Genomic DNA, 21,090 nt, shown 5'->3' with positions numbered 1-21,090 from the left:
GTGTACAAGCTCAGCTTCTTCGTGCCGCCAAGTCATGTCGAGGCTGTCAAAAGTGCCGTATTCGCCGCCGGAGGGGGGCGAATCGGCAACTATGACTGCTGTTCGTGGCAGACGCTCGGCCAGGGCCAGTTCCGCCCGTTGGATGGCAGCCAGCCATTTCTCGGGCAGACTGGCGTGGTCGAGCAGGTCGAAGAGTGGAAGGTTGAGCTGGTTGTCGAAGACAGCCTGATCGCCGCGGTGGTGATGGCGCTCAAGCAGAGCCATCCGTATGAAACGCCAGCCTATGAAGTCTGGCGTTTGCTCGATATCTGATCCTCTCAGTTTATTCCGTGCTCAATGCTCGACGGCAAGACTTGTCGAGTGTTGTGTCCGCCTGTGCGTAACACGCCGAGGTCGACCTTGCGGTCGGCCTTGTCGGTTTCACTTTCGGTCCCCTTGTAGGCATTCATGACGCCAGTGACCAGATCCACGGGGGAATTGGAGCCATTGATGCCGACCTGGGTTCGGCTATCGAAGCCTTCGAGCGTGGTCATCTCGACCTTGCCGGAACCCGGCGCCACCTTGCCGTTACTGGATTTGAGTGTTGCGCCTGTCAACAGGGTGTTGCCTTCAACCTTGAGGTCGATGCCATTGCGGCCGCTCAGGGATGAAGCCTGGGCCACGGTATTTCTGTCGATTTTCTCGATTTCGGCGTTGAGCGTTGCAGTGCGGTCGGTATCCAGGCCCTGGATATCCTTGCCGAATTTTTCCTTGAACTTGCCGCTGGCAGGCCCGGCAAAGGCGCTCACGCCATTGAGCAGTCCTTGCGGGTTGTTCTCCTTGCTCAGCTTGGCGTCGACCTTGACCTTCAGGCCGCTGACCTGATCCTGGCGGCTTTCGACCAACAGATCGCCGCCAACCTTGCCATCGATAAGCCTGGCATCGATATCGACGCCGCTGAGCCGGGTATCGAGAAAGCTGTCAAACGTCACCTGATCGGCACGCAATCGGCTGTTTGCATGGGTCGTGCTGTCGAGTTTGTCGATATCCACCTTGGCCCGAGCATAGAGACCAGAGGTGCTCTTGCTGGCGTCGCTGGCAACCGTTTTATTGACGCCGACGCCTGCCATCAAGTCCAGGTTGTCGCGAAACTCGGTCGAGGTGGCATCCTGAATGCGGATACCGCCCTGGCTGGTCTGGAGCTTGATGCGGGTGGCGTTCGCCAGCAGGCCTTCCAGGTCGATGGCGTTTTCCTGGGTGCCGCCAGCGGTGACGGCAAGTTCGGACTGGCTGTTGAACGCTGCCCCTTTGAGTGTGCGTGACTGCTCAAGGGTACGACCGGCCTGGAAATGACCGCCAATGCCGCCGCCCTTGCTGCTCGAATCAGCCGTTTTGTTGGCACTGGCGCTTACTTGCAGCGCGCCGCCAAGCTTTTGTCCCTCGGCCGTATGGGTGTCGACGGCGGCAAGGATCTCGACTTTGTCGAGTGTACTGAGTTCGATGCCTTGCACCTTGTTGTCGGCAGAGCCGATGCGTGTGCCTTCGAGGCGGGTACCCTTGCTGCCCTCGAGGCGTACCGGACCTTGGCTGTCGATTTCCGCTACCCGTGCCTGGGTATCCTCGCTGGCTGACGTCTGTTTGTTGAGCAACACGCTGGCGCCTGCGCTCTTGCCGGCAGCGGGGCTGTTACCGCCTTTCGCCCAGCCATTGCCGTCGAAGAGGTTTTCGCTTTTGCTTTGGCGATCGTTGGCCTGGGCCAGGGTCAGCGTGCCTCCCGATTGAATCGAGACCGGTCCACTCCCGCCGTTGATACGCGTACCTTCATAGATACCGTCACTGCCCAGTTGCACCTGGATGCCGGTTTGCCCATAGAGGCTGCCCGGTACCGCCGTACTGGTTTCGCTGGTGCGTTCGATGGAACCGCCGGTAGCAGCCAGGCGGGCGTTTACGTCACTGCCTGTGTTGGTAAACACACGGAAACTGCCATCGACTTCCAGGCGTGACAGTTCGCTGCTGCTGGTATCGTGCGCTGCTTTCATGTCGTGGCTTTTGGCGTCGATCCGCAGTGTGCCCGCGCGGGCTTCATAACGGGTGCCACTGTCGCTCAAGTGCCCGGCGATGTTTGTCTCCAGGGTGGCTGAACTGAACTCGCTGACGATGGCCTGGCTTGTGGATTCTTTCGAGACCCGGTTCAGGTGATTGATCTCAAGGTCTGCGCCGAGGCTGGGCGGCAGGAACGCGTCTTCGATGGCTGCCTGCTGGAACTTGGTTTCTTCTTCGCCATTGACGAGCCGCTCGATGGGGCGCGTCAGGTCCTTGTATTCGATGCTGGCGCCGAGGTTGCCTTTCCAGTTCGTTTCTTCGACGATTTGTTCGCGGGTGGCTGATGCTTCGCGATTGTCCATGCTGCCGGCCACGATCCGAGTGGGCCCTTTGGCGCGCAATTTGGCCGCTTCTGTTTCGATGTGACCGTTGCCAGCATCTGCTGTGATTGTCAGCTTGCCGCTGGAATCGATCAGGGTGCTTACAGGTGTGCTCTGTTCGTCAATGCTATGCCGGGCCTGTTGATAGCCCTCGAAGGCACTGCCGACGCGGTCGATACCTCCGGTCAAGGCGAGACCACCGCCGGATCGGGTGTCGGTTTTTTCGCTGCGTATCCTGTCGCGACCGGCGAGCAATTTCACCGATTCGCCGGCAATCTGCACATCATCGACGGTGGACTCGATGGTGGAACTCTCAACGATGAGGTTCTTGCCCGAGTCGATCTTCACCTCGCCACCCTTGAGGGTGCTGCCGATAATCGTTGAGCGGTCTTCAAGGGTCTGCTGCTCGCGTACCTCGTAGCCGACCGAGGCGACGAACTGGCGAGAGTCAGGCTTGCCATCGAGGGCATCTTTGGTCTGTTTGGCTTGCGCGGTAAAGGATCGGCTGCTTTCGCGGGTGTCCGATGAAAGCGTGTCTGTGGCCCCAATGATGTTTATGTCGCCTGCGGCTTGAACGGCCAGGTGCTCTTTGGCGGTAATGTTGGAGCCGATGACACGCAGCTCTTGCGCACTGGCCAGGCGCAGGTTGGTCTCTGAACCGATGTCGCTGGAAAGGACCGTGGACGACCGGGCTTGCGTCGAGGTGCGCTGGCTGATCAGGCCGAAGACCTTGCTGTCATGGGTGGACTCGTTGGTCTTGAAGTCCGTCTGGGCGTTTTCAATGATCAGGGCGCCTTTTTCGCTGATGACCCGCGACTGTCCTTCACCCATCACACGGCTGCCAGTGATTCGCACATCATCGGAGATGATCGACAGGTCTCCCTTGGCGAGCACCTCACTGCCGTTGCGGTTGAGCCTGATCCGGCTGTTCTCGCCGCGGTTGCCGAAAAACGAGCCGGAAACGAGGTCGCCGCTGTAGTCCTTTTTTTCACTCGATTCATCGAGACTGATCGTATCGATCGCGACCGTTCTTGCCTTGATGTTCACATCACCTTCACTGCGCACCGAGCTGCCACGAATATCTGTCCTGGCACCGCTTTGCAGATTCAGGGTGCGACCAGATAGTTGGCTGGGGACTGCGGATTCGGTCACTGAGCTGCTGTCGCTGTCACCGCGCCAGAGGTGCTTGCGGTGGCGTATGGATTCGCGCTCGACCTTGCGATCGATGCCGGCTGTGATCATCAGGTCGTTGCCGGCCGTGAGGTTCAATGTGTCCCCGGCTTTTACCCTGGCGGCAGCCAGCCGTGCATCGTTACCGGCTTGAAGGGAGATGTGCCTGCTGGCATCGAGCTGCGTACCGATTTGCGACTTGTCCGATGTCTCCACAGTCCTGGAGTAGGTTTCGGTGGTGATGAACCAGAAGCTTTTGCTCCACTCTGTGTTGGAGCGGCTGAGTTTTTCCCGGGTCAAGGCATCGAGTACCAGGTCCTTGCCAGCCTTGGCGTTGATATCGCGACCACTGGCATTGACCGCGGTCAGGGTGATATTACCCAGCGCGTCCAGGTGCATGTCGCCCTGGCCCGCGGACAGTCTGGAACGGTCCTTCGACGCGTCGCGCTCACCGATCTCGAGATTGCCTGCGGAGCTGATCTGCAAACCCTGGCGTGCTTCTACTGCTGGCGCACCCAGTCTCACCCCGGCGCCATTGGCGGTGCTGACAATCTTGATCCGGCCGGCTTGCATTGCACCGAAGAGGCTCGCGTCGATACGCGGGTCGGCAGAAGCGGCGGGGGCGACTTCGACAATCTGGCCATCGGCATGGTTTACCCGATTGCGCCCGGCGGTGAGGTTGAGGTCGCCCTGGGCAACGATCAGCCCGCGCGAATCGATTCGGGGCGCCAGCAGGTCAAGGGCGCCTTCGCGATTTTCCAGGCCCTTTTCGTGAACCTGCAGCGAGCCTTGGGCGTTCAGGGTATTGAGGCGTTTGAGCCGGCCATCTTCGATTTCTGGCGTGCCGACCAGGAAGCCGGCCCGGGTGGTGTTGATGAAGCTGGCGCCATTGACGGAGATACCGTTGGGGTTGGCCAGTACATAGTCCGCCGGCCGCCCGAATATTTCCTGTGCGCCGTTGATGCTCGACGGATTGCGGCTGATGACTTCATTGAGGATGACACTGGCGGCCTGGCCACGGAATTGCGGGTTGGCCGCGAGTACACCGGCCAGGGCGGACTGCCCCCCCTGCAGCGCGTTGTTGAGAACGGCGCCCGGCGTGGCAACGTTGTAGTCCAGAAACTGATTATGGGAAAGACCCTGGCCATTGGGGGCCACGATATCGATGACCGGGACACCATGGTTCTGGCTGATGAGTGGGGTACCACCGGGCCCGGCGGCTGGTTGCAAGCCATCGGCTACGGAGGGCAGGCAGGGTGCCAGGAGAATGCTGGAGATGACCCAGCGCAGCGTATCGGGCCGGGGCCGTAACGCATCGTTTTTGTCGGGTTTCATTTTTGTTCACTTTTTATTTAGGTCAGATGTTCAGCGACAGGCTGATCAGCCAATAGCCAGGCTCGTGGCTGACGGGCTGTTTGCTGGTTTCATTCAGGCTTTTCTGGTAATCGAGTTCGAGCTGGCCTCCTACCCAGCCCAGATCTACTCCTGCATGGGCACCGGACAGCTGTCGCTCCGGCGTTTGCGTCGTGGCTTTGGCCCAGGCCAGGTCAACGCCCAGGTGTGGTGTGACTTGCAATTGCTGATCGAGCCTGACCGTCAGGCTCAGGGTGTTGCGAAGAACGGCGGCGCTGCTGCTGGCAAGGCTGCTCTGGCGCCATCCGCGCACGGCGGAATCATCGGTGAGCAATAGCTGCTCGATCGGCGGTAGCCTGTCCTGGCTGTATTGCAGGTTCAGTTCGCTGTTCCAGCGCCAGGGGATCGCCAGCAGCAGGCCTTGGCGGGTGTAGCCGAGGTTGCCCAGGTATTTGCGAAACTGCGGGTCGGGCGCGTCAGGTTGTGCCAGGCGGGTATCGGCGCCCGCGCCGTTCAGGCCCTGGGCGTAGCCCAGGTAGGCGCTCCAGATGCCGTCGTTGATCCAGATCAGGTTCAGGCCGGTTTGCGCGACCAGCAGGGTCGGGCTTTGCAGAGGTATCCGGTAGTTGAAGAAGAAACTGTCGAGGCTTTTGCGGTTGAGGCTGGTGCTGGCGCTGAGCAAGGTCCGCTGATCGCGCCACAGTGACCGCTCCAGGCTCAGGCCATGGTAGGTGCTTGTGCCGGTGACCTGGAACGAGGTACCGGGCAAGGGGTTGGCGTATTCCAGACGGTTGGTGCTGAGGCTGAATGTCCAGGGACCATAAGGAATGCTGTATTGCAGCCCGACGCTACGGCTGAAGGCTGGGCCTTGGGCAAGGGTATGGCTGGCGGTAACGCGAAGGTAGTCATTGAGTTGCAGGGGGCTGTCCAGACTCAGGCTGATGCCGCTGCGGTTGCGCCCGGTTTGCAGGCCGCCGCGATTGTCGAGCGTGGCGCCCAGGCCCCAGCGTGGCGGACGGCTGTTTGGGCGGATGACGATGCGTGAGCCGCCGCCGAACTGGCCGGGCTCGATGTCTGCGGTCAGGTCGAAGGCGCGCAACCGGTTCAACTGGTCCAGGCCTTGCTCCAGGTCACGCAGCAAGAGGGGGCGGCCGAGCATGTCGGGGAATGCACTGGCAAGGGAAAGCGGCAGCTCGGGGTCGCCTAGCTCGATGGATTCGACAAAGCCTTCGACGATCAGGATGTCCAGGCTTGCGCCGTCCTCCAGGGGGCTCACCAGGTAGGGGCGAGCGCCGATATAGCCTTCGCGCAGGTACAGGTCGGTGATCGCCTTGAGCAGGCGGTTGACCTGGTGATCATCCATGCAGCCGCTTGGCAGGTTTGACAGCGCCTGGATGATGTCCGCTTGTGGGATCTGTTGGTTGCCGCCAATGCGCAGGCCGGAAATATCTCGGCAAGTAGACAATGCTCCAGTGCCGGGTGCCGTCGTTGCAGTCGCTGGCGAGGTGGGCGCGGCACCCCTGCGATTACGCTGCAATTGCCGAAAACGTTGCGCCCGGTGGTCGGCTTCTTCGCGTTGCCTCTCTTGTTGGTACAGGCGCAGGGCGTCGTTGGAGGCGGCGTCGGGGCTGGCCAGGGCCAGGCCCACAGCCACTGCGAGGGGAAAAGGTTTGAAGGTTCGCAGCATCGTGCTGCCCCTTTTTATTGATCGGCCAATCGGGAGATTGGCGACCTGACAAAAGGACCAATCCGTTCGAATTGATCCTATTGAGTTTGTCGCTTGAATGAATTGGGAGGCTTCTTCGGCTCAAGTGGGACGAAGATTAAGAAGATGAGGGGTGCGTCAAGCGCGTGGGCGTGATACTTCCGTTCAGGCATAAAAAAAGGCGCCCGGTGGGGGGCGCCTTTCTTGAGCGAGTCGCAGAGGGGTCAGGGACGGATTTCGATCATCGTGCCGTCCTGGACCATCTCCCAGACTTCCCGCATGTTGGCGTTGGTCAGGGCGATGCAGCCATCGGTCCAGTCCAGGGTATGGAAGACCGATTCCGGAAATTCGACGCTATCCGGGGTGCCGTGGATCATGATCATGCCGCCAGGCTCGAATCCATCGCGGCGGGCGCGTACCGAATCACTGATGTTCGGGTAGGAAATGTGCATGGCCAGGTTGAAACGGTCGCTTTCCTTGCGCCAGTCAATCCAGTAGAGACCTTCGGGCGTGCGTTTGTCGCCTTCATACATCTTGGGGCCCGTTGGACGCTTGCCCAGGGAGATGCGATAGCTCTTGAGGGGTTTGCCATTGCTGATCAATTGCAGCTGGCGGCTGGATTTGAGCACCAGCACCTTTTCGATGAAGGGTTGCGTAGTGACGGATTTGGTCACGATGGTCTCGGTGTAAGACGCCGAAGCCGTCGAGGCGATAATGAGGCAGAAAAAAGCAAGCAACCAACGCATTGAAACAATTTCCCTGAAGGTGATGCACGCTGCTTGCGCCGGTGCCATGGGTTAAAAGTTGAATTCAGACCTTTGGCAACTGTGCGAGCAGTGGCGGCAAAGCTTCGTTGCGAACCGGGTAGTGCTGTTCGCGCCGGTCGCTGAAGTAACATTCTAAGGTACGTCCCACCGTCCGGAAAGCCAGCTCCGACCAGGGAATATCGCTTTCATCGAAGAGTTTCACTTCCAGGCTTTCCACACCAATGGCGAAATCCAGGTCGGCGAGCTCGGCGCGGAAGAAAACATGCACCTGATTGATGTGCGGCAAGTCGAAGAGCGTGTACAGGTTCATGTCACCCAGCCGAGCGCACGCTTCTTCGTCGGTTTCCCGGCGTGCCGCCTGTTCGAGGGTTTCGCCATTCTCCATGAAACCGGCAGGCAGGGTCCAGTAACCGCGCCTGGGTTCGATGGCGCGGCGACACAATAGCACCTTGTCGCCCCATACCGGCAGGCAGCCGGCAACGATGTTGGGGTTCTGGTAGTGAACGAGGGTGCAATGGTTGCAGACATACCGCAGGCGATTGTCGCCCTCGGGGATGCACTGGATCACCGGGTTACCGCACTGGCTGCAGAATTTCATGCTTGGATTCCTGATGGCTGTGCCTATCTTGGCGCGTGTGGTCACTGGCCGGCAAGCTGGATTGACACAGGGGGTTGGGCAGTACGCTGCTTTGGTGCATGATGCGGGGTAGGCTTTGAATCGAGAGAAACCATGCTGGATGAGCTACTTCGCCGTGTAGGCAGTCATACGCCGCGCACCCTGGAGACGGAAACCGATGAGCGGTTTCCCGAAGCCGCCGTGTTATTGCCGATAACCCGCAGCGAAGAACCCGAACTCGTCCTGACCTTGCGCGCCAAGGGGCTATCGACCCATGGTGGCGAAGTCGCATTTCCTGGTGGCCGACGCGACCCTGAAGACCCCGACCTGGTCTATACCGCGCTGCGTGAAGCCGAGGAGGAAATCGGCCTGGCGCCTGGGCTGGTGGAAATCATTGGTCCCTTGAGTCCGCTGATTTCCCTGCATGGGCTGAAGGTCACGCCTTTTGTCGGGTTGATTCCCGATTTCGTCCAATACCGGGCCAACGATGCCGAGATCGCCGCGGTGTTCACGGTGCCGCTGGAATTTTTCCGCCAGGACCCGCGTGAGCATACCCACCGTATCGACTATCAGGGGCGCAGTTGGTACGTGCCCAGCTATCGTTACGGCGATTACAAGATCTGGGGATTGTCGGCGATCATGATCGTCGAATTGGTCAATCTGCTTTACGATGCCGACATTCGTCTGCATCAACCCCCCGAACGCTTCATCAATACTTGAGCTGCTTAGCGGCCGCCACTGCCTGAACGTTGAGGAATCACGCATGAAGTACCGTCTGGGCGACTCTCGGGTCGAAACCCATCCCGACAGCTGGGCTGCGCCCACTGCCACCCTGATTGGCAAGGTGCGCCTGCAGGCCGGCGCCAGCGTCTGGTTCGGCGCCGTGCTGCGTGGTGACAATGAGTTGATCGACATCGGCCCGGACAGCAATGTCCAGGACGGTACCGTGATGCACACCGACATGGGTTGGCCGCTGACCCTCGGCAAAGGCGTGACCATCGGCCATAACGCCATGCTGCATGGCTGCACCGTGGGCGACTACAGCCTGATCGGTATCAATGCCGTCATTCTCAATGGTGCGCGGATCGGCAAGCATTGCATCATTGGCGCCAATGCGCTGATCGGCGAGGGTAAGGAAATTCCCGACGGGTCGCTGGTCATGGGGTCGCCCGGCAAGGTCGTGCGCGAACTGACCGAGGCGCAGAAGAAAATGCTCGAAGCCAGCGCGGCTCATTATGTGCACAACGCCCAGCGTTATGCGCGCGAACTCGCGCCGCAGGAAGACTGATGAGCACCGAACGGCCAGTGCCTTCTCCGTGCATCAGCGTGTGTGCACTGGACGATGACGATATCTGTGTCGGCTGCCAGCGTACGTGCGAAGAAATCACCCGCTGGAGCCGCATGGACAATACCGAGCGGCGCCAGGTGCTGCGCCTTTGCAACGAGCGGGCGCGCGCCAGCGGCCTGCTTTGGGACGTTGGCTCGCCACCACGGGTCTGATCTTCATGTAAAATGGTCGCTTTTCAGCGGGGCTGCTCCGAACGGGTGCAGCCCTCGAACCGCTCCCCTGAGGACCTGAGATGACCCGTATCGGAACTCCATTGTCGCCGACCGCGACGCGCGTATTGCTGTGTGGTTGCGGTGAGTTGGGCAAGGAAGTGGTAATCGAACTGCAGCGCCTGGGCGTTGAAGTGATTGCCGTCGACCGTTACGCCAATGCCCCGGCCATGCAGGTCGCCCATCGCAGCCATGTGATCAACATGCTCGATGGCGATGCCCTGCGTGCAGTGATCGAGGCCGAGAAGCCGGATTTCATCGTCCCGGAAATCGAAGCCATCGCCACCGCGACCCTGGTGGAGCTGGAGAGCGAAGGCTTTACCGTGATTCCGACTGCCCGTGCGGCGCAGTTGACCATGAATCGCGAAGGCATTCGTCGCCTGGCCGCCGAAGAGCTGGACCTGCCGACTTCGCCTTATCATTTCGCCGATACCTTCGAAGACTACCGCAAGGCCGTCGAAGACCTGGGCTTCCCGTGCGTGGTCAAGCCGGTCATGAGTTCCTCGGGCAAGGGCCAGAGCCTGCTCAAGAGCGTCGATGACGTGCAGAAGGCCTGGGACTATGCCCAGGAGGGCGGACGTGCCGGTAAAGGTCGAGTCATCATCGAAGGGTTCATAGACTTCGACTACGAAATCACCCTGCTGACCGTTCGTCATGTCGGCGGCACCACCTTCTGCGCGCCGGTCGGCCATCGTCAGGAGAAGGGCGATTATCAGGAATCCTGGCAGCCGCAGGCCATGAGCCCGGTTGCGCTGGCCGAGTCCGAGCGTGTAGCGAAGGCTGTGACCGAGGCCCTGGGTGGTCGTGGCATGTTTGGCGTGGAGCTGTTCATCAAGGGTGATCAGGTCTGGTTCAGCGAAGTTTCGCCGCGTCCGCATGATACCGGTCTGGTGACATTGATCTCCCAGGACCTGTCGCAATTCGCCCTGCATGCACGGGCTATCCTGGGCCTGCCGATTCCGCTGATCCGTCAGTTCGGGCCGTCAGCGTCGGCGGTGATCCTGGTCGAAGGGCATTCGCAACAGACCGCATTCGCCAACCTGGGGGCTGCGTTGAGCGAGCCTGATACCGCGCTGCGCTTGTTCGGCAAGCCGGAAGTCAACGGCCAGCGCCGCATGGGCGTGGCCCTGGCGCGGGATGAGTCGATTGAAGCGGCTCGGGCCAAGGCGACTCGGGCTTCTCAGGCGGTCAAGGTCGAACTGTAAGCGACCACCTTATCTCCCCCCTGTACCTCGTTCCCACGCGGAGCGTGGGAACGAGGGGGGGTAACAAGCATCAGGCGATACGATTCAAATCGCTCTCCCGCGTCTCCTTCAGGCACAGCACAGCAACCAGGCTGAGCAACGCCGCCACCGACACATACCCGCCCACCCAGCTCAAGCCACCCATCGCCACCAGCTTCTGAGCGAAGAACGGTGCGGCCGATGCGCCAACGATTCCCCCCAGGTTGTAGGCCGCCGATGCGCCGGTATAGCGCACGTGGGTGGGGAACAGTTCGGGCAGCAGGGCGCCCATGGGGGCGAAGGTCACGCCCATCAGGAACAACTCAATGGCCAGGAATACGGCCACGCCAGCCGTCGAGCCATGGGTCAGCAACGGCTCCATGGTAAAGCCCGAGAGAATCGCCAGCACGCTGCCAACGATCAACACCGGCTTGCGCCCGAACCGGTCGCTTGCCCAGGCCGACAGCGGGGTCGCTGCGGCCATGAACAGCACGGCGAAGCACAGCAGGGCGAGGAAGGTTTCCCGGCTGTAGCCCAGGGTCGTGACGCCATAACTCAACGAGAACACCGTCGAGATATAGAACAGGGCGTAGCAGACCACCATCGCCGCGGCACCCAGCAGCGTGGGCGCCCAGTATTGAGCGAACAGCTCAACCACCGGCATTTTCACGCGTTCATGGCGTTCGACGGCCTTGGCGAAGATGGGGGTCTCTTCCAGCTTGAGCCGCACATACAGTCCGACCAGGACCAGCGCCGCACTCAATAGAAACGGAATACGCCATCCCCAGGAACGAAACTGTTCATCGCTCAGCAGCATGGCCAGCGTCAGGAACAGGCCGTTGGCGGCGAGGAAGCCGATCGAAGGGCCCAGTTGTGGAAACATGCCGAACCAGGCGCGCTTGCCTTTGGGCGCGTTCTCGGTGGCGAGCAGGGCTGCACCGCCCCATTCGCCACCCAGGCCCAGGCCTTGGCCGAAGCGCAGCACACACAGCAATATCGGCGCCCAGGCCCCGATGCTGTCATAACCAGGCAGCACGCCAATCAGTGTCGTGCAGATCCCCATCAACAGCAGCGAAGCGACCAGTGTCGATTTGCGACCGATACGGTCGCCAAAGTGGCCGAACAGGGCAGAACCCAGCGGGCGGGCGAGGAAGGCGATGCCGAAGGTCAGGAACGCCGACAGCATCTGCGCGGTGCCGGACGTCTGCGGAAAGAATACCGGCCCGATCACCAGCGCCGCGGCGGTGGCATAAACGTAGAAGTCGTAGAACTCGATGGCCGTACCGATGAAGCTGGCGGTGGCGACGCGTGCGGTGGAATTGGCCGGTGGCGTATCGGAGGTGTCGTTATAGGTGGTGCTGGTCGCCATGTGCGAGTCCCTGATAGTCGAGCGTGTCCATAAGTGGCTCGAGTATAGGAAGCGCGCTACCGGGCTTCAACGCTTTCTGCCGGACAGGGACAGGGCGCCGGTTTGCCAGACCAGCACGCGGCTGACGCGGTTTTCTTCGGTCTCGAGGATTTCCAGGCGGTAGCGACCGATCTTCAGGCATACCGTGGTTTCCGGAATGCTTTCCAGGGCTTCGGTGACCAGGCCATTCAGCGTCTTGGGGCCATCACAGGGCAGGTGCCAGCCCAGGCATTTGTTCAGCTCGCGGATCGACACCGCGCCTTCGATCACGAAGCGGCCGTCAGCCAATGGATGGATATGCGGGTTATCGAGGCTGTGTTCGTCCTCGAATTCGCCGACGATTTCTTCGAGGATGTCCTCCAGCGTGACAATGCCCTGGACTTCCCCGTATTCATCGACCACCAGGCCAAGACGGCGCTGCTGCTTGTGGAAATTGAGCAACTGCAGTTGAAGTGGCGTGCTTTCCGGGACGAAATAAGGTTCGTAGCAGGCCGCCAGCAGTTGCTCCACGGTCAGCTCGCCCCTGGGCAGCAGATGGCTGATCCGGCGGGTGTTGAGGACTGCCTCGACCTGGTTGATGTCGCTGTGAAAGACCGGCAGGCGGGTGTGCCGGCTGATGATCAATTGCTCGATGATTTCTTCGATCGGGTCGTCGAGGTTGATGCCATCGACTTCGCTGCGCGGCACCAGGATGTCGTTGACCGTGATCTTGTCCAGGGCCTGAATGCTGTTGGTCAGCTGAGGTTTGTGAGCCCTGGCATCCTTGGCGAGCTCGTTGAGCAGCTTGCCGGTCGTGTCGTCGTTGTCCTGCTGGGCAATTGGACCCGATTGCACGGTAAAGGGGCGTAGCACAAGCTTGGCAATGCACTCGAACGGCCAGGCCAGTGGGTAGATGGCTTTGAACACTGGCTTGAGCAGGCCGTTGCCAAGGCTGATAAAGGCTTGCGGGTGGCGGCTGGCGAGCAGTCGCGGCAGAAACTCGGTAAAGGTGAGGATGATGCAGGTGGCGCCAAACCCCGCCAGCCAGGGCCCCCTGGCGTCCAACAGGTGTATCGCCAGCAGGGTACCCAGGATTACCGACACCACGTTGCACAAGGTCTTGCTCAGCACCAGGCTTTGCAGCATTACCTCGAGTCTTGGTCGGTCGCCTGCGCGGTTATTGGGGCGCTGTGCTGCCAGATGGTTTTGTGCGGCTTCCACTGCCGTGAACAGCGCCGACCAGAGCAGGGTCAGGGCCATGACGCCGAGTACCGGGCCTAAGGGTAAGTTATCCATGGGCCCGGGCCTTCAGATGTGCAGGATGTATTCGCGTACCAGCTTGCTGCCGAAGTACGCCAACATCAGGAGGCAGAAGCCCGCCAGGGTCCAGCGGATAGCCTTGTGGCCGCGCCAGCCGAGATGATACCGACCCCACAGCAGCACACTGAAGACGATCCAGGCCAGGCAAGCGAGCAGGGTCTTGTGCACCAGGTGCTGGGCGAACAGGTTCTCGACGAACAGCCAGCCCGAGATAAGCGACGTCGAGAGCAGGCTCCAGCCGGCCCAGAGGAAGCCGAACAGCAGGCTTTCCATGGTTTGCAGTGGCGGGAAGTTCTTGATCAGGCCCGACGGATGCTTGTGCTTGAGCTGGTAGTCCTGCAGTAACAGAAGCAGGGACTGGAACACGGCAATGGTAAACATGCCATAGGCCAGGATCGAGAGCAGGATATGCGCCAGGATGCCCGGCTCCTCATTGATCAGGGGCACGGTGCCGGTAGGGGCGAACTGGGCGATCAGCGTGGTCGCCACGCCCAGCGGGAATAACAGTAGCAGCAGGTTTTCCACCGGGATTTGCGTGCAGGCGATCAATGTCAGGGTGATGACGGCAACGGCGATCAGACTGGCGGCGCTGAAAAAGTCCAGGCTCAGCCCCAGCGGGGTCAGCAATTGCCAGAACAGCGCCGTGGCATGGCCCACGACCGCCAGTGCGCCAAGCAGTCCAAGCAGGCGTTTATCGGCCCGGGAACCCTGTCCCAGACGGATTCCTTGGTAGAGCGTCGCAGCGGCGTACAAGAAGGCGGCGGCGAGGCTGGGTAGCAAACTGGGTGACAAGGGGAGCATAAGTCCTGTTAGGCAAGCCCGAAAGGGGATGAGTTTGGCATAGAACCCGCCTGGCACGAAAGACGCCTGTATGGTGTCCGTGCGGCAGAGTCTTCGCTATAATCGGCGACCTGCCCTTGCCACCGGCTCGTCGAGCATCCCCGCGAGCGCTTGCAACAGCTGATAAACCTCGGTTCGACAGAGCCCGAAAGGATCACGAATGTTTGAAAACCTGACCGACCGTCTTTCGCAGACGCTGCGCCATGTGACTGGCAAGGCCAAGCTGACCGAAGACAACATTAAAGATACGTTGCGCGAAGTGCGTATGGCTTTGCTCGAAGCCGACGTCGCCTTGCCGGTGGTCAAGGACTTCGTCAACAAGGTCAAGGAGCGCGCTGTCGGCACCGAAGTGTCGCGCAGCCTGACGCCGGGCCAGGCATTCGTGAAGATCGTCCAGGCCGAGCTCGAAGGCTTGATGGGCGCAGCCAACGAAGACCTCGCCCTCAACGCCGTGCCGCCTGCAGTGGTACTGATGGCTGGCCTGCAGGGTGCGGGCAAGACCACCACCGCCGGCAAGCTGGCGCGCTTCCTTAAAGAGCGCAAGAAAAAGTCCGTGATGGTGGTGTCGGCCGACGTCTACCGTCCGGCTGCAATCAAGCAGCTCGAAACCCTGGCCAACGACATCGGCGTGACGTTCTTCCCGTCCGACCTGAGCCAGAAGCCGGTCGCCATTGCCGAAGCGGCCATTCGCGAAGCAAAAATCAAATTCATCGACGTGGTCATCGTCGATACCGCCGGTCGCTTGCACATCGACGCCGAAATGATGGCCGAGATCAAGGACCTGCACGCCGCGGTCAAGCCGGTCGAAACCCTGTTCGTGGTCGATGCCATGACCGGCCAGGACGCCGCCAACACGGCCAAGGCCTTTGGCGATGCGCTGCCGCTGACCGGTGTCATCCTGACCAAGGTCGACGGCGATGCCCGTGGCGGTGCCGCCCTGTCGGTCCGTGCGATCACCGGCAAGCCGATCAAGTTCATCGGTATGGGCGAAAAGAGCGACGCGCTCGAGCCGTTTCACCCCGACCGTATCGCCTCGCGGATCCTGGGCATGGGCGACGTGCTCAGCCTGATCGAGCAGGCCGAGCAGACCCTCGACAAGGCCAAAGCCGACAAGCTGGCCAAAAAGCTCAAGAAAGGCAAAGGCTTCGACCTCGAAGACTTCCGCGACCAGCTGCAGCAAATGAAGAACATGGGCGGCCTCGGCGGTCTGATGGACAAGCTGCCGAACATGGGCGGCGTGAACCTGGCGCAAATGGGCAACGCCCAGAACGCGGCCGAGAAGCAGTTCAAGCAGATGGAAGCCATCATCAATTCCATGACCCCGGCCGAGCGCCGCGACCCCGATCTGATCAGCGGTTCGCGCAAGCGTCGGATCGCCATGGGTTCCGGCACCCAGGTGCAGGACATCGGTCGCTTGATCAAGCAGCACAAGCAGATGCAGAAGATGATGAAGAAGTTCACCGCCAAGGGCGGCATGGCCAAAATGATGCGCGGCATGGGCGGAATGTTGCCCGGCGGCGGCATGCCAAAAATCTAGAGAATTCAGATTGCCAGCCAGCCCGTAGGGGGTGGCTGGTCATCCGAACCCCGCCTCGGCGGGATTACCTGCCACTGCTTGCAGTGGCTCAAATTGCAGATCTGCCTGGTGCGCCGTCCGGCGCCGGAAAATGGCATTTGCAAAAGTCCGTATATTCCTTGAGAATATGCGGCCTTTCGGGCACCCGTGTGCCCGCTGTGCATTATGATTTGCAGCACCGACTACAGGAACGATGTTCAATGCTAACCATCCGTCTTGCCCGTGGTGGCTCTAAAAAGCGCCCATTCTACACCCTGACCGTGACCGATTCGCGTAACCCGGTTACCGGTTCGCACATCGAACAGGTTGGTTTCTTCAACCCTATCGCTCGTGGCCAGGAAGTTCGCCTGTCCGTTAAGGAAGACCGCGTTGCTCACTGGCTGAGCGTTGGCGCACAGCCGTCTGAGCGTGTTGCTCAGCTGCTGAAGGAAGCTGCCAAGGCTGCCGCCTGAGCAATATGAACGCGACGCCAGAAAGCGCTGATGACTTGATCGTCGTCGGCAAGATATTTTCGGTTCACGGCGTTCGCGGCGAGGTGAAGGTTTATTCCTTTACCGATCCGATTGAAAACCTGTTGGATTACCGCACCTGGACGCTTCGGCGTGACGGCGTGGTGAAGCAGGTAGAGCTGGTCAGTGGCCGTTCCACTCAAAAGGACCTGGTCGCCAAGCTCAAAGGCCTCGACGATCGCGATGAAGCCCGTCTTCTGAGCGGTTATGAGATTCTGATCTCGCGTAGCCTTTTGCCCAACCTGCCTAGCGACGAGTACTACTGGTACCAGTTGGTAGATCTGAAAGTCATCAATCAGGACGGACACTTGTTCGGCAAGATTGATCACCTGTTGGAGACCGGCGCGAACGATGTAATGGTGGTCAAGCCTTGCGCAGGCAGTCTGGATGATCGCGAGCGTCTGTTGCCCTATACGGAGCAATGCGTGCTGGCAATCGACCTGAATGCAGGCGAAATGAAGGTTGAATGGGACGCGGACTTCTAAACGATGGCGAGCCTTCGTGTCGAAGTCATTACGTTGTTCCCCGAGATGTTTTCGGCCATCAGCGAGTATGGCATTACCAGCCGCGCGGTGAAGCAGGGGTTGTTGCAACTGACCTGTTGGAATCCGCGGGACTACACCATAGATCGTCACCATACGGTGGATGATCGGCCGTTTGGCGGTGGTCCGGGGATGGTGATGAAGATCAAGCCCCTCGAAGATGCTCTGGTCCAGGCCAGGCAAGCAGCAGGGGAAGCAGCGAAGGTAATTTATCTGTCGCCGCAAGGCCGTCAACTGAATCAGTCGGCGGTACGCGAACTGGCGAATGCAGAATCGTTGATTCTCATCGCAGGTCGTTATGAAGGCATCGACGAGCGGTTTATTCAGGCTCATGTCGATGAAGAGTGGTCGATTGGCGACTATGTACTGTCTGGCGGTGAGCTGCCGGCAATGGTCCTGATCGATGCGGTTACACGACTGCTGCCCGGAGCTTTAGGGCATGCGGACTCCGCCGAGGAAGACTCCTTTACGGATGGTCTGCTTGATTGCCCGCATTACACCCGACCGGAGGTATATGCGGATCAGCGTGTTCCCGACGTGTTGCTGAGTGGCAACCATGCACATATCCGGCGATGGCGTTTACAGCAGTCCCTTGGAAGGACCTATGAACGACGCGCCGATCTTCTGGAAAGACGCTCGCTTTCTGGAGAAGAGAAGAAGCTGCTGACGGAGTATCTCCGTGAGCGGGACGATAGTTAACGTATCGATGGTAGATCAGACGATTTACCTTAGGAGCACAGCATGACCAACAAAATCATTCAGCAGATCGAAGCTGAGCAGATGACCAAAGAGATCCCGACCTTTGCCCCGGGCGACACCATCGTCGTTCAGGTGAAAGTGAAGGAAGGTGATCGTTCGCGTCTGCAGGCCTTCGAAGGCGTTGTAATCGCCAAGCGTAACCGTGGTCTGAACAGTGCTTTCACTGTTCGCAAGATCTCCAACGGTGTTGGCGTAGAGCGTACTTTCCAGACCTACAGCCCGCAGATCGACAGCATGGCCGTGAAACGTCGTGGTGACGTGCGTAAAGCCAAGCTGTACTACCTGCGTGACCTGTCCGGTAAAGCAGCGCGCATCAAGGAAAAACTGGCTTAAGTCCAGTTTTGCCAGCGGTCACGGGGCCGCGATGCAGAAAAAAGCAGCCTTCGGGCTGCTTTTTTGTTGCCTGCAATTTTTCAGGCTGGGGCGTCCTGTTCGATCAGTGACACCAGGGTCCAGCCCGGTCCTGGTGTCAACGCGGTATCGGGTGTGAAGACATGCACCCAACCCTGGTTGTCACGGGCGAACAGCAGTGTCGCCCGATCGCCGTGCAAGGCTTGATAGTCATTCCAGCCAAAACCGTCGGTCAGATGAGTGCTGTAGAGTTCGGCCCCCTGGTTGAGTAGATTTGCCAGTTGCGAATAGGTCAGGGGCTGGCTGCCAAGGAAGTGTCCACGGTGTTCGCCACTGGCGCGGTGTTTATCGGTTCGACTGGATTCCAGGCCGCTGGCCAGGGCGAACTGGCGCTGATGGCCAAAGTCATGGCGAAAGCGCATGGACGCCAGGGTATTCAATTCGCCGGCCGGTGAAAGTCCCAGCAAGTGGCCGAGGCCGACCAGGTCAAGGTGGGCATCGGCATGTTGCGATGCGGGATTGCCGAAGTAGGTCGGCAATTCTTCCATTCGCGCTGCGCGAATGTTTTCCCAACTGGAATCGGTCAACAGCACGCGGCTGCCCAGTTGCTGCAGCGCCTTGCCGAGGGCGCGCGCCGGAGGGTTGGCGCCTACGATCAGAAAGCCGCTGGGCGCCGGCTCCGCAACTTTCAACAAGCGCGCCAGGGGCCTGGCCGTGGCACTCTGCAGCACCACGGTGCCGATGATCACGGCGAAGGTCAGCGGTACCAGCAGCAGGGCGCCTGCATGCCCGGTTTCATGGAGGCGGATGGCGAAAATGGCCGACACGGCAGCGGCGACAATACCTCGAGGAGCAATCCAGGCCAGCAGTGCCCGCTCACGCCAACCCAGGTTCGAGCCAGCGGTACAGATCGCCACGTTCAATGGCCGGGCAATCAGCTGTATCACCAACAGCAGCGCCAATACCGCCGGCCCCAGGCCCAGCATCGCCTGAAGGTCCAGGCGTGCGGCGAGGAGGATGAACAGCCCGGAAATCAGCAGAACGCTGAGGTTCTCCTTGAAGTGGAGGATTTGCCGGACGTCGACGCCGTTCATGTTGGCAAGCCCCATGCCCATGATGGTCACCGCCAGCAGCCCCGATTCGTGCATGACCTTGTTGGCTCCAATGAAGATGCCGAGCACGGTCGCCAGCGTCGCCAGGTTGTGCAGGTATTCCGGCAGCCATTGACGGCGGATGATCTGCCCGAGCACCCAGCCACCGACGGCGCCGAACAGACTGCCACAGAGAATCACCCCGGCGAAAACCAGCAGGCTGTGGCTCAGTCCTTCGCCGGTGGCGCTGGCAATGATGAAGCTGTAGACCACGACCGCCAGCAAGGCGCCGATCGGGTCGATGACAATGCCTTCCCAGCGCAGAATGCTGGCAATGGTCGCCTTGGGCCGTACCACTCGCAGCATGGGGACGATCACGGTCGGACCGGTCACCAGGGTCAGGGTGCCGAACAGCAGCGCGAGCATCCAGTCGAAACCCAGCAGCCAATGGGTGGCCAGGGTAATCACTGCCCAGGTCGCCAGAGCGCCAATGGTCACCAGGCGACGCACCACGGTTCCGACGTCGCGCCATTCGGAAAGGTGCAGGGTCAGGCTGCCTTCGAACAGCACCAGTGCCACTGACAGTGAGACCAATGGCATCAGCAGCGGGCCGAACAGCGCTTGAGGGTCAAGCAGGCCCAGGACTGGACCGGCGAGTATGCCGCTGAGCAACAGGAACAGGATCGCAGGAAGTTTCAACCGCCAGGCGAGCCATTGGCAGCCCAGTGCCGCAGCCCCGATTCCCCCGAATGCCAGCAAAATCTGATCTTCGCTCATTCTTGCTCCCTAAGCTGGCTGCGTTATGGAAGACTAGTGCCGGCTTCGTCCTTTCTCTAATTTTTCGCGAACCCTTGTGCCTTCGAGTTTTTATGCCCGCTATTGAACACCCGCTGATCGATCAATTCCTCGATGCCCTGTGGCTGGAGAAAGGTCTTTCCGATAACACGCGCGAGGCCTATCGCAGCGACCTGGCACTGTTCCATGGCTGGCTGCGGGAGCAAGGGGTTGAGTTGATCGACACCGGTCGCGAGATGATTCTCGACCATCTGGCCTGGCGCCTGGAGCAAGCCTACAAGCCCCGTTCCACGGCCCGTTTTCTCTCTGGCGTGCGCGGCTTCTATCGTTACTTGCTGCGGGAAAAATTGATCGGCGTCGATCCGACCCTACAGATCGAGATGCCGCAACTGGGCCGGCCGTTGCCCAAGTCCTTGTCGGAAGCCGACGTCGAAGCGCTGTTGCTGGCGCCGGACTTGAGCGAGCCGATCGGTCAGCGTGACCGGGCAATGCTCGAGGTGCTGTATGCCTGCGGCCTGCGCGTGACCGAACTGGTCAGCCTGACCCTGGACCAGGTCAATCTCCGTCAGGGCGTGTTGCGCGTCATGGGCAAGGGCAGCAAGGAGCGGCTGGTGCCGATGGGAGAGGAGGCGGTGGTCTGGGTCGAACGCTACTTGCGCGATGGTCGCAACGACTTGCTTGGCGGGCGCCCCAGCGATGTGTTGTTCCCCAGTCAGCGCGGCGAGCAGATGACCCGGCAAACCTTCTGGCACCGGATCAAGCATCAGGCCCAGGTCGCCGGTATCAGCAAGACGCTGTCACCGCATACCTTGCGCCATGCCTTCGCCACCCACTTGCTCAACCATGGCGCCGACCTGCGGGTGGTGCAAATGCTGTTGGGCCACAGTGATCTGTCCACGACCCAGATCTATACCCATGTGGCGCGTGCCCGTCTGCAGGACCTGCATGCCCGGCATCATCCGCGCGGTTGAGACCGGGGCCCGGGCGCACAGTTGTTGTTACAGTCGCAGTCGGCCCCGCCAGACGAATGTGGTAGGCTTGACCGGTTTGTACGGGGGGCATTGAATGTGCACCATTTTTGTGCACGGCCGTAGTACGGCTGGCCCCACGTCCGCCTTTTAGGAGTT

General features: G+C 60.4%; 19 protein-coding genes. 11 read left to right on the top strand and 8 right to left on the bottom strand.

The annotated features are described in order from the left end of the window. Entirely contained in the window at positions 1-312 is a 312-nt protein-coding gene (locus F2S13_RS08800) for a YqfO family protein (protein WP_166360181.1), read from the top strand. Positions 313-317: 5 nt separating this feature from the next. Here F2S13_RS08800 and F2S13_RS08795 read toward each other — a convergent pair whose 3' ends face one another. The 4 genes from F2S13_RS08795 to F2S13_RS08780 all read right to left on the bottom strand — a co-directional run bounded on the left by F2S13_RS08795 (position 318) and on the right by F2S13_RS08780 (position 7,995). Continuing rightward, positions 318-4,907 (bottom strand): hemagglutinin repeat-containing protein, encoded by a 4,590-nt coding sequence (locus tag F2S13_RS08795; RefSeq protein WP_166360080.1) that lies wholly within the window; start codon positions 4,905-4,907, stop codon positions 318-320. 22 nt (positions 4,908-4,929) lie between these two features. Further along, positions 4,930-6,612, bottom strand: a complete 1,683-nt coding sequence (locus tag F2S13_RS08790; protein WP_166360079.1) for a ShlB/FhaC/HecB family hemolysin secretion/activation protein — start codon at positions 6,610-6,612, stop codon at positions 4,930-4,932. Between the two features lie 242 nt (positions 6,613-6,854). Further along, the gene (locus F2S13_RS08785) at positions 6,855-7,376 is read right to left on the bottom strand and encodes a L,D-transpeptidase family protein (RefSeq protein WP_166360078.1); all 522 of its coding nucleotides are present in this window, start codon (positions 7,374-7,376) and stop codon (positions 6,855-6,857) included. Positions 7,377-7,440: 64 nt separating this feature from the next. Beyond that, positions 7,441-7,995 (bottom strand): NUDIX hydrolase, encoded by a 555-nt coding sequence (locus tag F2S13_RS08780; RefSeq protein WP_166360077.1) that lies wholly within the window; start codon positions 7,993-7,995, stop codon positions 7,441-7,443. Between the two features lie 132 nt (positions 7,996-8,127). Here F2S13_RS08780 and F2S13_RS08775 point away from each other — a divergent pair, with 132 nt between their 5' ends. From F2S13_RS08775 to purT, 4 genes are all read left to right on the top strand, one after another. Then, complete coding sequence (locus F2S13_RS08775; RefSeq protein WP_166360076.1) at positions 8,128-8,733, top strand: CoA pyrophosphatase; 606 nt, start codon at positions 8,128-8,130, stop codon at positions 8,731-8,733. Between the two features lie 43 nt (positions 8,734-8,776). Beyond that, the gene (locus F2S13_RS08770) at positions 8,777-9,301 is read left to right on the top strand and encodes a gamma carbonic anhydrase family protein (RefSeq protein WP_166360075.1); all 525 of its coding nucleotides are present in this window, start codon (positions 8,777-8,779) and stop codon (positions 9,299-9,301) included. Further along, positions 9,298-9,513, top strand: a complete 216-nt coding sequence (locus F2S13_RS08765; protein WP_166360180.1) for a DUF1289 domain-containing protein — start codon at positions 9,298-9,300, stop codon at positions 9,511-9,513. Before F2S13_RS08770 ends, F2S13_RS08765 begins: the two co-directional genes overlap by 4 nt. An 80-nt stretch (positions 9,514-9,593) precedes the next feature. Continuing rightward, the gene (gene purT / locus F2S13_RS08760) at positions 9,594-10,775 is read left to right on the top strand and encodes a formate-dependent phosphoribosylglycinamide formyltransferase (RefSeq protein WP_166360074.1); all 1,182 of its coding nucleotides are present in this window, start codon (positions 9,594-9,596) and stop codon (positions 10,773-10,775) included. A gap of 70 nt (positions 10,776-10,845) precedes the next feature. Here purT and F2S13_RS08755 read toward each other — a convergent pair whose 3' ends face one another. From F2S13_RS08755 to F2S13_RS08745, 3 genes are all read right to left on the bottom strand, one after another. Next, positions 10,846-12,162 carry an MFS transporter gene (locus F2S13_RS08755; RefSeq protein WP_166360073.1) on the bottom strand — a complete coding sequence of 439 codons (1,317 nt, stop codon included), beginning with the start codon at positions 12,160-12,162 and terminating at the stop codon, positions 10,846-10,848. A 66-nt stretch (positions 12,163-12,228) separates the two neighbouring features. After that, on the bottom strand, positions 12,229-13,476 hold the full coding sequence (locus F2S13_RS08750) for a transporter associated domain-containing protein (protein ID WP_166360072.1): 1,248 nt from the start codon (positions 13,474-13,476) through the stop codon (positions 12,229-12,231). A 12-nt stretch (positions 13,477-13,488) separates the two neighbouring features. After that, the gene (locus F2S13_RS08745; protein ID WP_166360071.1) at positions 13,489-14,301 is read right to left on the bottom strand and encodes a cytochrome C assembly family protein; all 813 of its coding nucleotides are present in this window, start codon (positions 14,299-14,301) and stop codon (positions 13,489-13,491) included. A gap of 199 nt (positions 14,302-14,500) precedes the next feature. Between F2S13_RS08745 and ffh the strand changes: the two genes are divergently transcribed. The 5 genes from ffh to rplS all read left to right on the top strand — a co-directional run bounded on the left by ffh (position 14,501) and on the right by rplS (position 18,059). Continuing rightward, positions 14,501-15,877: a signal recognition particle protein gene (ffh, locus tag F2S13_RS08740; RefSeq protein ID WP_166360070.1), complete on the top strand. Its 1,377-nt coding sequence runs from the start codon at positions 14,501-14,503 to the stop codon at positions 15,875-15,877. A gap of 239 nt (positions 15,878-16,116) precedes the next feature. Next, entirely contained in the window at positions 16,117-16,368 is a 252-nt protein-coding gene (gene rpsP, locus F2S13_RS08735) for a 30S ribosomal protein S16 (protein WP_010220247.1), read from the top strand. Positions 16,369-16,373: 5 nt separating this feature from the next. Then, positions 16,374-16,910, top strand: coding sequence for a ribosome maturation factor RimM (gene rimM / locus F2S13_RS08730; RefSeq protein ID WP_166360069.1), 537 nt, complete (start codon positions 16,374-16,376; stop codon positions 16,908-16,910). A 3-nt stretch (positions 16,911-16,913) separates the two neighbouring features. Beyond that, positions 16,914-17,666, top strand: a complete 753-nt coding sequence (gene trmD / locus F2S13_RS08725; RefSeq protein ID WP_166360068.1) for a tRNA (guanosine(37)-N1)-methyltransferase TrmD — start codon at positions 16,914-16,916, stop codon at positions 17,664-17,666. Positions 17,667-17,708: 42 nt separating this feature from the next. Further along, complete coding sequence (gene rplS, locus F2S13_RS08720; RefSeq protein WP_166360067.1) at positions 17,709-18,059, top strand: 50S ribosomal protein L19; 351 nt, start codon at positions 17,709-17,711, stop codon at positions 18,057-18,059. Positions 18,060-18,139: 80 nt separating this feature from the next. Here rplS and F2S13_RS08715 read toward each other — a convergent pair whose 3' ends face one another. After that, entirely contained in the window at positions 18,140-19,945 is a 1,806-nt protein-coding gene (locus tag F2S13_RS08715) for a cation:proton antiporter (protein ID WP_166360066.1), read from the bottom strand. Positions 19,946-20,037: 92 nt separating this feature from the next. Here F2S13_RS08715 and xerD point away from each other — a divergent pair, with 92 nt between their 5' ends. Next, positions 20,038-20,934 carry a site-specific tyrosine recombinase XerD gene (gene xerD / locus F2S13_RS08710; protein ID WP_166360065.1) on the top strand — a complete coding sequence of 299 codons (897 nt, stop codon included), beginning with the start codon at positions 20,038-20,040 and terminating at the stop codon, positions 20,932-20,934. The last annotated feature ends 156 nt before the right edge of the window (positions 20,935-21,090 follow it).

The sequence above is a fragment of the Pseudomonas akapageensis genome (assembly GCF_011355085.1).
Lineage (GTDB): Bacteria > Pseudomonadota > Gammaproteobacteria > Pseudomonadales > Pseudomonadaceae > Aquipseudomonas > Aquipseudomonas akapageensis.
The sequence above is the reverse complement of the archived record's forward strand: the minus strand, read 5'-3'. Positions and strand labels throughout refer to the sequence as shown.

What these genes read in the sequence shown, in the direction of transcription:
- F2S13_RS08795 (WP_166360080.1), bottom strand. Translation starts at nt 4,907, where the DNA reads ATGAAACCCGACAAAAACGATGCGTTACGGCCCCGGCCCGATACGCTG.
- F2S13_RS08790 (WP_166360079.1), bottom strand. Translation starts at nt 6,612, where the DNA reads ATGCTGCGAACCTTCAAACCTTTTCCCCTCGCAGTGGCTGTGGGCCTG.
- F2S13_RS08785 (WP_166360078.1), bottom strand. Translation starts at nt 7,376, where the DNA reads ATGCGTTGGTTGCTTGCTTTTTTCTGCCTCATTATCGCCTCGACGGCT.
- F2S13_RS08780 (WP_166360077.1), bottom strand. Translation starts at nt 7,995, where the DNA reads ATGAAATTCTGCAGCCAGTGCGGTAACCCGGTGATCCAGTGCATCCCC.
- F2S13_RS08775 (WP_166360076.1), top strand. Translation starts at nt 8,128, where the DNA reads ATGCTGGATGAGCTACTTCGCCGTGTAGGCAGTCATACGCCGCGCACC.
- F2S13_RS08770 (WP_166360075.1), top strand. Translation starts at nt 8,777, where the DNA reads ATGAAGTACCGTCTGGGCGACTCTCGGGTCGAAACCCATCCCGACAGC.
- purT (WP_166360074.1), top strand. Translation starts at nt 9,594, where the DNA reads ATGACCCGTATCGGAACTCCATTGTCGCCGACCGCGACGCGCGTATTG.
- F2S13_RS08755 (WP_166360073.1), bottom strand. Translation starts at nt 12,162, where the DNA reads ATGGCGACCAGCACCACCTATAACGACACCTCCGATACGCCACCGGCC.
- F2S13_RS08750 (WP_166360072.1), bottom strand. Translation starts at nt 13,476, where the DNA reads ATGGATAACTTACCCTTAGGCCCGGTACTCGGCGTCATGGCCCTGACC.
- F2S13_RS08745 (WP_166360071.1), bottom strand. Translation starts at nt 14,301, where the DNA reads ATGCTCCCCTTGTCACCCAGTTTGCTACCCAGCCTCGCCGCCGCCTTC.
- ffh (WP_166360070.1), top strand. Translation starts at nt 14,501, where the DNA reads ATGTTTGAAAACCTGACCGACCGTCTTTCGCAGACGCTGCGCCATGTG.
- rpsP (WP_010220247.1), top strand. Translation starts at nt 16,117, where the DNA reads ATGCTAACCATCCGTCTTGCCCGTGGTGGCTCTAAAAAGCGCCCATTC.
- rimM (WP_166360069.1), top strand. Translation starts at nt 16,374, where the DNA reads ATGAACGCGACGCCAGAAAGCGCTGATGACTTGATCGTCGTCGGCAAG.
- trmD (WP_166360068.1), top strand. Translation starts at nt 16,914, where the DNA reads ATGGCGAGCCTTCGTGTCGAAGTCATTACGTTGTTCCCCGAGATGTTT.
- rplS (WP_166360067.1), top strand. Translation starts at nt 17,709, where the DNA reads ATGACCAACAAAATCATTCAGCAGATCGAAGCTGAGCAGATGACCAAA.
- F2S13_RS08715 (WP_166360066.1), bottom strand. Translation starts at nt 19,945, where the DNA reads ATGAGCGAAGATCAGATTTTGCTGGCATTCGGGGGAATCGGGGCTGCG.
- xerD (WP_166360065.1), top strand. Translation starts at nt 20,038, where the DNA reads ATGCCCGCTATTGAACACCCGCTGATCGATCAATTCCTCGATGCCCTG.